We start from the raw sequence: 12,805 nt of genomic DNA, 5'->3' as shown, positions 1-12,805 counted from the left end.
CATTATGATAAATAAATATTTATTTTTTAATGTTTATTCATCTATATATCATTGTTGAAGTGTTTTTTTATTTTAGAATACTTATCTAATCTTTTTTACAATCTTGGAACTAATGATGAGATGGTTTTTAATGAGGAGGAGCTCTCTGCATTAAATGTCGAGATTCCAGAGTCATTCTAATACTTATGATTTTCAGTAAAATGTTTCTAACCTAGGTACAAATGGTCACTCTATTTTATTTTCAATGCGCTTGTCGGGAATGAACCAAATTATTGCAACAATCACATACAGTATTTGGGAAATCCATGTAGAGACATAAGCAAGAGGAATTGCAAAGGCATATAAGGCTATGGAGATATTTCCTTTAAAGTCATTTCCAATAGCTCTTGCTACTAGAGATTCTGTGCCTTCATGTGAGATAAGGACATGTACGAGTATGGAATAGGAAATAGCTGCCATTAAAAGTACTATTCCATAAACTGAAGTAGGCGTCGCAGTAAAGTGATTTTCGCCCATCCATCCGGTTGCAAACGGAAACAGTGAAATCCAGAATAAAAGATTCAGATTGGCCCAAAGCACTTTACCTGAGATACTCTTGGCGGCAGTGAATAGATGATGATGGTTATTCCAATAAATACCAATATAAATAAAACTGAGTAGCTTAAAACAATTGGACCCAGAGGGATCAGACTAACGAAGTTATCACCATGGGGAATTTTAATTTCTAACACCATAATGGTAATAATGATTGCGAGCACTCCATCGCTAAATGCCTCTAACCGTGTTGTTTTCATCTTTCGTCCTAATTAAATATTCAATTAATTCCCTACTTTTTTATAGAGATAAATTAATTAATCTTGTCAATTTTCAAATATTTTGTTGTCTTCTAATTGTAGAACAGGTTTTAATGTTAACTTTCGGTAAGCATGCGTGACTAAGGACAGAATGGTTGTTTCGCCTATAGCTTCGAAGAATTTAGAAGGCTACTTAATGATAAATGGCACCAATAAACTAGAGGCTGGCAAACAAGCCTTTAGACACTGGCGAACCACACGAACAAAGCGGGGGCAAATCCCTGATGAGTTATGGGAGCAGGTCAAGGTACTATTCCAAATCAGGAAGAAATTATTACCTGTCCAGAATATAGTCTGCAGTTTGTTGGCGTAAAAGGAAAGGCTTGATTCAGAGTTTCTATCGAATAATGATGCGCTCCGATGTGTGGCGGTATACTGAAAATCAATGCAGTACCGATGAGTGGGGGATCAAAGCTCATGTTGGACTTTCTGGGGTAACGATGCTGCAGATTACCCCACACAACATCGGTTGTTACTTGCTGTTGCTCCGTTAATTTTAGAAGCCCTTATGCCGAAAAAAGATTCTTGATGACCCATTCAGCGGTACCGTATTTGTTTTTACCAAAACAAATTATCCGCTTTTCGTACATAATTTTTCCTTTAGGGTATATAATGTAGCCTATTTGTTCAATGAGTTTATAGGTTGTTATTTATGCAAGATAAAAAAGAGGCGAGTAGAAGCAGAGGATATGAGATAAGCCCTGAAAAAAATCCCACAAGAGATTATATGATTGAACTAGTCAAGGTACTAGAAGAAACCAATAGGCCTGAAATACCTTTAGATGAAGGGGTAAATATTATTTTAGAGGAACTGGCTTACTTTGCGTCTATAAACGAGTTTCAAAATGCGTTGCTAGCACTGAATCAATTGGCTTCTCACATACAGTACTTCCATGACGAGGGAGCTTTTCTTGAATTTTTAAAAAAAGAAACTGAGTTTTCCGTTATAAATACTCCTCAAGTTGCTTACTTTGTATCGTTAATGAATGATGTGATTAAGAATCAAAATAAACTCTTGGTTGCAGGGAGTCATGAGGACAAAAATATTGAGCATCAAATTCTTCCTTTTTGTTTTTTAAGAAATTCCAAAAAAGGGTTAAAAATTCTTACTTCAATGTTACCTCCTTATGGCGTAGATTTACAATTCCGCAGTGAATCTCATAATGATGTTGCCAAGTTAGATAGTTTGTTCAGTACTCTTAGAATTTATAAAGAATGTTGGCTAAACGATCGTTATTTTTATCGCTCAGCCACTCATTTACCAAAATGGGATAGTTTATATATTGAATCCTTTCAGGATGTTTTTGAGGATATAGCAGATAGAAACTACATAAATTATATTCTGCATAATATTGAAGAGCGTCTTAAAATGTGTAAAGAACACTCTTTCCCGGCCTTTATTCACTATAATGCTGACAATGTAAAATCCTTATTTTTAAAGATTAGTCACTATTTGGGAAACGATAATTTAATTCAGAAAAAAATCGAAGAGCAAATAGCTTCTGGCACTAAAATGCGTTCTTTTAATCAGGAATGTCAAAGAGTTGGATCTAAGACTTTATTATTAGGAGGAACTTATGGGAATGGATGTGTTCTTGCAGCGGCCCAAAAACTTGGAAACACCATTTTTACAAAAACAAATGGTTATTTTCAGTCAAGCCATGCTCACTGCCGTTGGGTCAATTATCACAAAAAACCTTACTTACATGAAAATTCGATTATAGATCCCCAAATTACCGAGGGCTTCAATCCTTTTGATGCAAAACAGAATGTTGAGAAAATAGGCTTTAGCGAGTTTCCCGCACTATTACAGGTTAGCCATCGATATAAAGGTAACTTTTTAATATCTGAGTTAGAGCAAGTGAGTGTTTTAACCGCTTTGCCACTCGAACAACAGCGCAAGTTAATTCTCTCAGAGTGTGTGGATTATTCTAAATTAGCTACTGTAAAACCCAGCGCTTTATCGAGAATCAGACAAAGGAATGCACAATCAAATAATCAAAATAATCAAAATAATCAAAATAATCAAAGCGTTCATAGGCCTATTTTATCATGGTTGCACAATGGTAGTAGACCTACAGTTATTTTGAAGAAAAATCGTAAAGAAAATTCTGAAGCAAGCCCGAGTTCTACGCAAAATATGGGTCCATAATTGTTTCAGTTCGAAAGTAAATAGAGTTAAAACTATAACCATGGGTTCACCTAATTCAGTGATATGCATATCTACAAATAAGGTTGCTCCATTTTTATCTTCTTTTTTGTAAATAAGTGTACGTGATGGAATTTTTTCATATACTGGTACTGGCATATTGGTTCATAATTAGGCAACCCCCTAAAGTTTTTTACACCCTATCTAGCCCCTCAAACTTTTTTGTTAGGTATGGACCATTATTAGAACCAATTCATAGCAACAACCTCTTTAAAACAATGCTCTGTAGTATATGTTTTAATGTACCCAAGTCATTCTTGGAATGCAGAACCAATTCCAACCAAGAAAAGAACTCAACATGGGTTTATTTATAATTTAATAACTTTGGATGACTGTTCTTATTTCATAGCGATTAAAGACATTTGAGTTTAAATGGGATGTACTGATTTGTCTCTTTTTTTTCGAATTTGCAGTTAAGAGAACAATAAATAACCATTTCTTATGTTGTTTAAATAAATTTAATAAAAACAATAGGTTATTTGCTTAATAGGGGGGGTAGCTTATTTCTATTTTTTGAAACAGGGTTTTCTCCATATCTTTTTAAGCACATTTTATAGTGGACCTCTTGACGCTGACTGAAAAATATGCAAAATTGATATTTTGTTTTCACTTATTCTAAAATGTGTATCTTTCTAAGGTAAATTTATTATGGGTTCAAGTTGTAAGCATGCCAAAATTTCATTATTTAGCGCAACAGCATTGTCTGCTACCGCTATGGTTGGTTCAGGATGGCTCTTTAGTGCGCAATTAAATGCTAAAATTGCCGGAAATTACGCCTTCCTTGCATGGGTTCTGGCAGCCTTGTTGGTTATGGCTGTGGGATTATGCCTCGCACAAGTTGCATCTATCTACCCTGTTCGTGGGGCAACTGCTCGCTCTAGTGCATTATCACATAATGGTATTTTTGGTATGCCATTTGCCTTTGCTAACTGGTTTGGATTAATGGTAACGATTGGTACCGAAGCTCAAGCAACGACACAATATTTAGCTGCTGCAATTAAAAGTGATGTTCTAATCACAGATAACGTCCTTACGTTTTATGGTAAATTATTTGCATTAAGTATCTTAGTCATTTATTTATTTATTAATTATTTTGGTATTAAGTTATTAGCCAAAATTAATAATACAGTCACCGTAATAAAAATCCTTAGTCCGATTTTTACGATTGTCATTTTCTTAATTATGCGTTTTGACACCAGCAATTTTAGCTTAGCTACAAACACTCAATATGGGGTTGGATCAGCAATTACTGCAATCATTTCAGCTGGTTTAATCTATTCCTACAATGGGTTTCAATTGGCAGTGGCTTTTGCCAGTGAAATAGAGAATCCCAAACGAAATATCCCTCTATCAATTGTTCTTTCAATTGTAATTGTGATGTTTGTTTATATGTTATTGCAATTATCCTTTATGGGCGCTGTACCCCACGACATGTTAGCAAGTGGGTGGAGTAGCCTTAATTTCCATTCGCCTCTGATTAATTTGGCAATGTTACTTGGCGTGAATTTTTTAGCGATGATCTTGATTGCTGACAGTATCGTGAGTCCATCAGGTACAGGATACTCTTATCTAGGTGGCGCTTCCCGGATGTTCTACGCTATGGCTAAAGAAGGTCAAATGCCAAAGAAGACAATTGGTAAATTACATCCTGAATATAATTTGTGTCGTCGCTCTTTGCTCATTAATTTTACTCTAACTGCAATATTTCTCTGGAATTCCGATAGTTGGGCCTCATTAATGGTGATTGTGACTGGATATCATTTAATTGGATATATGGCCGCTCCGATTAGTATGGGGGCGATTAAACCGAATACCAGGCTATTTGGGTTAGTAATCTTTTGTATCCTTGGGGTAATGATGAGTACTTTACCCGCTAGTGACTTTTTAAAGATGAATTTGTCCATTTCAATTTTAATGATAATTTATGGATCAATACAAATTGCACGACGAATGAAAGTAACAACATTATTAGTATTATCAACGCCTTTTCTGACATATCTGTGGTTAATTTATTTTTATCAAAATATTTATTACATCACATTAATGTCAGCTCTTTTCTATGCATTAATTACTCATAAAGAATACGTTAAGTTATGTAAAGATACTCAACTCGTAAGTGACGACGCTGCTGATATTGCAGTAAACGTGGATCAAGCTCAACGAGCATAATATATGCAATGCCTGTATTTAGTGGAGTTAAATACAGGCGATATTTGTTAGTATTTTCAGCCACAACAAAGTACTTAATGCTGAGTGCAACTTACCAGCGCAATTTTTCGATAATTATGTTGGTTTTGGACGTGTTGCATTTAGCAACTCATCAAAGGCATCATCGGTATTAGTATTTTCGCTCGTGGTCCAAAAGCGATGTGCATGCAATATGTTTTTTATAGTTGTTGTTGGGTTTACCTTCTTTTCCAATTCTTTATTTAATACTTCTCTGAGCGAAATGACCTCGCTTTCAATTGCATTCTTTTGTTTTAGCACGTCATTTCTAACTATTGTTAATGCTTGAATTTTCTTATTTGTGAGACTTGGTCGCTTAGTTACTGCTTCTACCAATGCATCTATTATTTTCCATACCCAATTTGTTTTTTGCAGGCGTTCTATCATGCTATCTAATTGCTTAATTGCACGTGCTACACTATCTGTGCCATTAGGATTATACAGTCTTTCTTTATTGACCGGTTCTAAAGGGTAGCGCAGTGCTGCTGGAATTTCGTGGTTTCCATGTGAGGGTATTAATCCATCTGGTTCTTTAATCTCTTTTCTTTTGGCAACCCAGGAAATGCTATTAATATTACGATTTGACCAGATAGGAGCACGAGGGTTTCGTGAATAAGGAATAGTATTTAAATCGGTTATTGCTTTCTTAGCCTTATTAAATTCATTACTTCCTTCCCCAGCCTGTATTTCTACAACGAAATAATCGCATTTTTGAGCGGTGTAATTTGTCGAGCTTCTATTATGCATATCTTGTTGCTTAAAAATAAAATCCTTAGCTTTTGCTAAAGAAGGAAATGCTTGAAGATATATTTCATTTTTGTTGGGTGTGGCAAAGACCACATGATAAGTTATAGGAGCTATGTTTTTTATCTCATCTTCAATTTGTGTGAATTCTTTTTTAACTTGTTGTATTTCCACCTCTATTTTTTTTGTTTGATATACTAGGATACCCTCCAATCTTCTTCTAAATTCAATGCTGGTTTGTTGATCTTGTAGATCTTTTTGAATGAGATTAAATCCAATATTTTTCAAGTCCCGTAAAAGGTCACACTTATCCGTAACTTTAAATTTATGTAGTAATTGACTAAAAAATGCCCGTAACACCGTTTCTAAAATGTTTAACTGCATTATTGCCTTTTCATCAGCATCTTGTAGAAAAGATATTAGTTGCTGAGCGAATTCAGGTAATTCTGTGTACATAATCTGAGCGATAAAATCAATAGCAATTTCTTGATTAATACCATTTGTATTACGCAAAAAGTCAAATATATTTTTTCCATCTGACATGATTAGAGACTTAAATTAATGGGGAACACATGCGATTATAATCGTTTAAAATTAAGAATAAATTAAGTCCTAATTTGTGTTTATTTTTTTGTTTTATAATAGTTTTTTGATACTGGCGCATGACCACTGTTGGCGCAAAGCATCAATGCATAACATGCCTGTACTATAATAGTACTTATTGGGTCTATATTGACAGGAAATATTATGCATGAAAAAACTTTAATAGATGAAGATAAACAATTATTCCAAAAAGTATTAGATGCCTTTAAAAAGAATGATGTAGAGGAATTCACTAACCTTATAAAATATGCGAGTGCTCAAAGAATAGAGCTGTCTACTTTAGTTGATGATAATGGAAATACACTGATGCATCATTTTATACTTGGTGCATCTCCAGTATTTATAAAAGTTGCTAGAAATGATTATTTTGACAGTTTTAATCCAAGTTGGCATATAACAAATAAGGATGGGCATACTCCATTTGATTTACTCGCGAATTTACCTCCTGAAAAAAACGATTTCAAAAAGCGAGCAGAAATTACTTATGGCTTTTGGTCTCAGTTATATATTTTAAGTCAATTTAGGCAATACTTGGAATTTAAAAAACGTGACAATGAAACTGGATATGATGTCAAGGAGTGTGAACGCATCATTAAACGCCTAGAAAATGGCCATTGTAATGGATTTGCCGCTACCTGGTTACTGCTTTGGTTAAATGATAATGAAGATGAGTATTATAAACTTTTAGGGCCGGTTGTGGATTGGAACAGGGAGAGGGATTCCCTAGATGCCGCCTTAACGAAACAATTTGAATATGCAATTTCTGTAATTAGGAGTTTCCAACAAGGCCGTGTCTTTTCTGATGAAAAAGAAATGCATGAAAAACAATTGGATGAGTGGGCAGGTCTTAAGAGTACGAAAGACAAGCATCGAGATGTATTAATAGGATCGCCTAGCTTCTTTAAGCCGCAAGATAGTTGGGAAGATTTTTCGGAACCAGGGAAATATAAATCGGAATACCAGTGGGAAAGTCCACATTTTTCGCTAGAAGCTCTGATGATTTTGCTAGAAAAGTTAGGGAAGAATTCTGAGAATAAATTAGGCTTGTCTATTGGTTCTTATCAACACGCCACTGCTGCAGGAATTAAAAACTCAAAACTTTATTTTTTTGATCCTAATTGCTCTCCCGTATCGAATACAACTGCTAAAGTTGAGTTACCTAGGGTCTATGATTTAACATCTGAAGAAGATAGGAAAAAGGCTGCAGAAGATATCTATTTTGCTGTGGCTTACAGACCAGCTGAATCTTTATATAGTTCCTTTCAAGGGAGTATTAAAACCATATCTTTATCAGAGACTCCTTATAAAGGAGAAGAAATTTCTATGAGCGCTATAGGACTCTCTAGGGCTAAGCGTTTAGGCGGATGATTTAACTCCTAAATGAAGAAGTTATTCGAAGAATTAGAACTCTTACTTTTGTTAAAAGGTTACATTTTATTTTGATTAAATCAATGGGATCTATTTTTGGTCCCATTGATTTAGAAAGTCATTTGAAACTGAATCTATCTACTTATAGTAGACTTTTTCCAGTTATTGGTTGAGTATAAACACCACTTTTATATTCTTGCCAATTATCAGCAGGTTTGATAGCACATTTTTTTGAAACCATATGCCATCCTGGTTGATACTTGTAACATGCCGCATGGATTGGTCCGACTGCAAGCATGGTAGTGGCGAGTATTAATCCTGCTGCTTTGATCTTCATTTAAATCTCCTTATACATAGTTGTACAGCTTGACTAAAAATACTTCAATATGATTATATATTATGCTTTGTTGATGTGCAAATTTGTACTTGATTAAAAGCAGTGCTTACAAGGATTGAGCGTATTATTTTGATGATTACCAGGCAGAGGATCTTCTAATAGCTTTAAGTTTTGGAGCCCTTTCTTGCATTGCGAACGATTAGCCTTAATAAAACCTTAATGTTGTTAGCATAAAATATGATCTGTTTATTTAATAATTGATCAGATTATTTCTGTTAACGTACTTAAGGATACAACGTGAATAAAATTTTGACTTTATCTCTTTTTATCATCTTTGGACTATTCTGTTCTCAATCAAACGCTCAAAAGACAATTAAACTCAATCCAAATGAAACAAAACTACTCGCAAATAATACCCTTTGGACGCTCAATGCTACATGTGTTGTTCAATGTACGCATCAAAATAACGGTAAAATTAAAATTAACGTAATAAAAAATAGTGGCGTGATCAATGGGAAAAAACTGTCTACGGGTCAAGGAACCCTAATTCGGGTTAAGAATAACAGCAGTGTATCTGTAAGCGCAGAATCGGGTACTCAAATCAATCTCATCAATTTAGGCTCTGATGAATTGCAAGCGGTTTGTTCTACCTAATTAAATAACCCAAAATGATCTAATAAAAGTTCCCATATTTGCTCAGTAATATGGGAATGATTCCAACTTCGTCACTATTTATGAGCACAGCACCTTAATAGATGTTCATTGATTTTTTCATAATCTTTATGTTAAGGTGGTTAAATGAACAAATCTCGTTCTCTGATCCTCTTAATACTTATGAGTGCCATTTTTCTTGCACCACTCAAGCTTCCGACTTGTCCAAAACAAAGCGTTAATTCGCCTGTGGCTCTTTCTGTCGTAATGACTCCTTGTTCTGTGCAGCAAGTAATGAACAGTAGTTGTTATTCAGCTTCTTATTGGCTTCAAGATGCATTTGTAAACTCATCATGGATAGTACGAAACCTCATTGGTTTATTAGGTTTTTTACTTATTTTGTCAAAATATAATTCTCCATTGGATACGATTTATCGTCCTCCCATTTGATTTCTTATTTTATTTTTAAACTCAAAAAATTTATTAAGGAATCAAAATGAAAAAACTAATTTTGTCATTGTTGATGGCATTTATTTCTTTTTCTGTTTTTGCATCAGGGATTAGCAGTGCGAATCCTGCCGATGCAATGCAGTTTATCCAAAGTCACAGTCCAATTTTTTATCTGACTGCATTCTTTTGCCTTGGTGTTCTATTGGCATTTACACCTTGTGTTTTACCCATGGTACCGATTCTATCTAGTATCATTACGGGGCAAGGAGCAAATACCGGACGTCATGCCTTTAAATTATCTTTAGGATATGTTTTGGGGATGGCAGTTACTTACGCCATAGCAGGAATGTTAGCAGCATGGTTTGGGTCGACGGTACAAACACTAATGCAGCAGCCGCTGATTATTGCTAGTTTCAGTATTTTATTTATAGTTATGGCATTATGGTTGTTGGGTGTTTTTGAATTACAATTGCCTGTTTTTGCACGACTTACACCTAAGCAAAAATACCAGCATGGTATTTTGTCGGCAACTTTGATGGGATCTTTGTCTACCCTGGTCGTTTCGCCCTGTGTTACAGCACCTTTGATTGGTATTCTAACTTATATTGCTCAGAGCAACCGCGTTGCTGAAGGTGGTTTATTACTCTTTGTTTTGGCATTAGGAATGGGGCTGCCTTTATTAATTGTGGGGGCAGGATATGGTCGTTTTTTACCCAGCTCTGGCCCTTGGATGGTTCGAATCAAACAAGTATTTGCCCTCATGATGTTTGCCATGGCCGTCTGGTTATTAAGTCGTGTTGCGCCTCAGTTTTGGATTGATCTCTCGTGGGTTGTTGTCTTGCTTATAAGTGCATGGGTTTTTGGTGCTTTTCGCCAGGAACCTCATTTGGGGGGACGCTTACTGCAAGGTTTGGCTTTGTTATCTATGATGGGAGCGGGGGCTTTGGCTTATCAAGCATTTGTACCTACTCCAATTATTGAGTCAGTGACACAAGCCCCATTCATTAGGGTGCATAATCTTGAAGAAGTGAATGCCAAATTAGCTGAAGCAAAGGCAAATCATAAACGTGTTTTTATCGAATTTTTTGCCGGGTGGTGTAGTGACTGTCAGGCCATGGATAAACATGTATTTAATCAAGCTGATGTTATTGAGGCCATGCAAGATTCAGTAAATCTCCGCGTGGATATCAGCGAAAAGACAGATGAAGTGGCTAAAATTCGTCAGGCGTACCATATTTATGGTATTCCTACGATGCTCTTTTATGATAAGGAGGGGCAACAACTTGCTAACTTAAGTTCTGTAGGACAGATATCTAAAGAAAAAACCGTGCAGTTATTAGCACAATTTCAGAATTAGTATTCTGTAAATCCGCAACCCACAAGTGCATATTTTTCATAAGTGATGAATATGAGGTATTTGTTCATCTACTGAGCTTGTGGGTTGCTCTCACCATCTCTTTTTTTGAAGACACTAAGGTGTCTAGACCAATAATGAATCATATTAGTCAAAAATAATGTGCTCTATATTATTATTGTGTATAATATTTACCCATGATTGCTCAAAAAGAACAGATTGCCTCTTCGTGAATTGACAAAACTGCGCTTATTTTTACAGGAATATAGATAAATGGCTGCTAGATCGATAGATGAACTAACTGCGGAAATTATAGCTTTGAAACAATCAGGGGGCATGAGATTTGATATGTCCGGATGTGATATTGGAAAAAAATCAGACATAGAGTTGTTACCCTTATTTGAGGTTTTAAAAAACGCTCGCGTGAAGAATTTTCAGCTAGGGAATAATTTTCTTTGGGAAAAAACAGGTACTGAGCTGGCCGCAATGTTAAGTGCTTTAATAGACGCAGGGGTCACAGAGCTTGATTTGTATGGAAATGAGCTTTGCCAAAAATCAACGGCTGATCTTGTTACTATGTTGGGTGCTTTACAAAAATTAGGGCTGAGAAAGCTTAGGTTGGGGAGAAATGATCTTTGGAAAAAATCAGGAACTGAATTAGCAATTATTTTAGGAGCTTTACAGGATTCTGGAGTGACGCATCTTGATTTGAGTGATAATCATCTCGTAGAAAAAACAGGTATTGAGCTCGCAACGATGTTGGATGCTCTAAAAAACGCTGAAGTACACCACCTTAATTTGAGTAGAAATAATCTAGGTCAAAAAACAGATACAGAGCTTGCTATTATGTTTACTGCCTTAAAGGGAAGTGGGGTAAGGTATCTGGTTTTGGCTAATAATAATTTGGTTCAAAAAACTTGTGCTGAGCTGGCTACTATTTTAAAAGCTTTTAAAAACTCTGGGGTCAAGTATCTTGATTTAAGTTGGAATTATCTTGGACAAATAACGGGTTCTGACCTAGCGATCATACCGGAGGCTTTAAAAGATTCAGGAGTAACCCATCTTGATTTAGGTGAGAACCGCTTGGGACAAAGATCTGGTCGCGAGTTAGCTTCCATGTTAGGTGGTTTAAAAGACTCAGGAGTAACACATCTTAAGCTACGCGAGAACCTACTAGCACAAAAATCAGGTGCTAAGTTGGCTTTCATTTTAGGGGCTTTAAAAAGTTCAGGAGTTAAGCATCTTGATTTGAGTTGGAATAATTTTTGGCAAAAAACAGGGCTTGAACTCGCAACGATGCTCGATGCGTTACAGGACTCAGGGATAACTCATCTTAGTTTGGCTTGGAATGAGCTATCCAAAATAACTGGAGCTGAGCTAGTTACTATGTTAGGTGCCTTAAAGAAATCAGGGATAACACATCTTAATTTTTGTGGGAATCAATTGGGATTCAAAAAAACCACTGAGCTTGCGGCAATGATACGTGTTTTAAAAGATTCTGGGATAACACATCTTGATTTGTCTAGTAATAATCTAGAAGAGAAATCCGCAGCTGAACTTGCGGTCATTTTCGCTGAGCTGGAGGGGTCGGGAATAACTCATCTTAATTTGAGTTGGAATGGACTTAGTAATAGATCGAGTATTGATCTTGAAAAAATTATTAATGCTATTCCCAAGAGTGTTGTATCGATTAGCTTAACTTTTTTTGACATCGAAAAAATGGATGAAGCGCAACGCAAAGTGATTAAAGATCGATTTCCAAACCCTGAAAACATTATTCTGATTGCTAAAGAGAATAGAAAATTAGATGCCTCACTTAGGAAGGCTGATGCAAATGTTTATAGGGCGCTAGGATATAAGACGACTATCCCATCGCTTTTAAATAATTGCGCTTTGTTCGTAGCCCAAAACAAAGAGCTATTTAAAAAGCGAGATAAAGAACTTCCTCTAGACTTAATTGAGTATGTCAATGAACTCAAAAGCTAAGCAAAGAGGGCAACAAACGCTGT

General features: G+C 35.7%; 11 protein-coding genes and 1 pseudogene. 8 read left to right on the top strand and 4 right to left on the bottom strand.

The features are described from left to right. Positions 1-225: 225 nt before the first annotated feature. Positions 226-579, bottom strand: a complete 354-nt coding sequence (locus tag ACWTEW_RS25950) for a TMEM175 family protein (RefSeq protein ID WP_454781285.1) — start codon at positions 577-579, stop codon at positions 226-228. A gap of 12 nt (positions 580-591) precedes the next feature. After that, a pseudogene (locus ACWTEW_RS25945) lies at positions 592-734 on the bottom strand (TMEM175 family protein); the annotation flags it as partial. 443 nt (positions 735-1,177) lie between these two features. On the opposite strand from ACWTEW_RS25945, the gene ACWTEW_RS25940 reads away from it, so the two are divergent. The 3 genes from ACWTEW_RS25940 to ACWTEW_RS25930 all read left to right on the top strand — a co-directional run bounded on the left by ACWTEW_RS25940 (position 1,178) and on the right by ACWTEW_RS25930 (position 5,232). After that, the gene (locus ACWTEW_RS25940) at positions 1,178-1,348 is read left to right on the top strand and encodes a hypothetical protein (protein WP_454780982.1); all 171 of its coding nucleotides are present in this window, start codon (positions 1,178-1,180) and stop codon (positions 1,346-1,348) included. 158 nt (positions 1,349-1,506) lie between these two features. After that, a complete protein-coding gene (locus tag ACWTEW_RS25935) occupies positions 1,507-3,006 on the top strand; it encodes a hypothetical protein (RefSeq protein ID WP_454780981.1) in 1,500 nt (499 codons plus the stop codon). A gap of 705 nt (positions 3,007-3,711) precedes the next feature. Then, positions 3,712-5,232, top strand: a complete 1,521-nt coding sequence (locus tag ACWTEW_RS25930; protein WP_454780980.1) for an APC family permease — start codon at positions 3,712-3,714, stop codon at positions 5,230-5,232. Positions 5,233-5,346: 114 nt separating this feature from the next. Here ACWTEW_RS25930 and ACWTEW_RS25925 read toward each other — a convergent pair whose 3' ends face one another. Beyond that, positions 5,347-6,576 carry a hypothetical protein gene (locus ACWTEW_RS25925; protein ID WP_454780979.1) on the bottom strand — a complete coding sequence of 410 codons (1,230 nt, stop codon included), beginning with the start codon at positions 6,574-6,576 and terminating at the stop codon, positions 5,347-5,349. Positions 6,577-6,780: 204 nt separating this feature from the next. Between ACWTEW_RS25925 and ACWTEW_RS25920 the strand changes: the two genes are divergently transcribed. Continuing rightward, positions 6,781-8,004, top strand: coding sequence for a hypothetical protein (locus ACWTEW_RS25920; protein WP_454780978.1), 1,224 nt, complete (start codon positions 6,781-6,783; stop codon positions 8,002-8,004). A 142-nt stretch (positions 8,005-8,146) separates the two neighbouring features. Here the strand turns inward: ACWTEW_RS25920 and ACWTEW_RS25915 are convergent, their stop codons facing one another. Next, positions 8,147-8,341, bottom strand: coding sequence for a hypothetical protein (locus tag ACWTEW_RS25915; protein ID WP_454780977.1), 195 nt, complete (start codon positions 8,339-8,341; stop codon positions 8,147-8,149). Between the two features lie 297 nt (positions 8,342-8,638). Between ACWTEW_RS25915 and ACWTEW_RS25910 the strand changes: the two genes are divergently transcribed. The 4 genes from ACWTEW_RS25910 (at position 8,639) to ACWTEW_RS25895 (ending at position 12,782) form a co-directional block, all read left to right on the top strand. Further along, positions 8,639-8,995 (top strand): hypothetical protein, encoded by a 357-nt coding sequence (locus ACWTEW_RS25910; protein WP_454780976.1) that lies wholly within the window; start codon positions 8,639-8,641, stop codon positions 8,993-8,995. Between the two features lie 144 nt (positions 8,996-9,139). After that, entirely contained in the window at positions 9,140-9,442 is a 303-nt protein-coding gene (locus ACWTEW_RS25905) for a hypothetical protein (protein WP_454780975.1), read from the top strand. 46 nt (positions 9,443-9,488) lie between these two features. Further along, positions 9,489-10,799 carry a protein-disulfide reductase DsbD family protein gene (locus ACWTEW_RS25900; protein ID WP_454780974.1) on the top strand — a complete coding sequence of 437 codons (1,311 nt, stop codon included), beginning with the start codon at positions 9,489-9,491 and terminating at the stop codon, positions 10,797-10,799. Between the two features lie 270 nt (positions 10,800-11,069). Beyond that, on the top strand, positions 11,070-12,782 hold the full coding sequence (locus ACWTEW_RS25895) for a leucine-rich repeat domain-containing protein (protein ID WP_454780973.1): 1,713 nt from the start codon (positions 11,070-11,072) through the stop codon (positions 12,780-12,782). Positions 12,783-12,805 lie beyond the last annotated feature (23 nt).

The organism is Legionella stuttgartensis, from assembly GCF_977063405.2.
Note: the sequence above shows the minus strand (reverse complement) of the source record. Positions and strands in the feature narration are given on the sequence as shown.

Coding starts and splice junctions, on each gene's coding strand:
- ACWTEW_RS25935 (WP_454780981.1), top strand. CDS start 1,507: ATGCAAGATAAAAAAGAGGCGAGTAGAAGCAGAGGATATGAGATAAGC.
- ACWTEW_RS25930 (WP_454780980.1), top strand. CDS start 3,712: ATGGGTTCAAGTTGTAAGCATGCCAAAATTTCATTATTTAGCGCAACA.
- ACWTEW_RS25925 (WP_454780979.1), bottom strand. CDS start 6,576: ATGTCAGATGGAAAAAATATATTTGACTTTTTGCGTAATACAAATGGT.
- ACWTEW_RS25920 (WP_454780978.1), top strand. CDS start 6,781: ATGCATGAAAAAACTTTAATAGATGAAGATAAACAATTATTCCAAAAA.
- ACWTEW_RS25915 (WP_454780977.1), bottom strand. CDS start 8,341: ATGAAGATCAAAGCAGCAGGATTAATACTCGCCACTACCATGCTTGCA.
- ACWTEW_RS25905 (WP_454780975.1), top strand. CDS start 9,140: ATGAACAAATCTCGTTCTCTGATCCTCTTAATACTTATGAGTGCCATT.
- ACWTEW_RS25900 (WP_454780974.1), top strand. CDS start 9,489: ATGAAAAAACTAATTTTGTCATTGTTGATGGCATTTATTTCTTTTTCT.
- ACWTEW_RS25895 (WP_454780973.1), top strand. CDS start 11,070: ATGGCTGCTAGATCGATAGATGAACTAACTGCGGAAATTATAGCTTTG.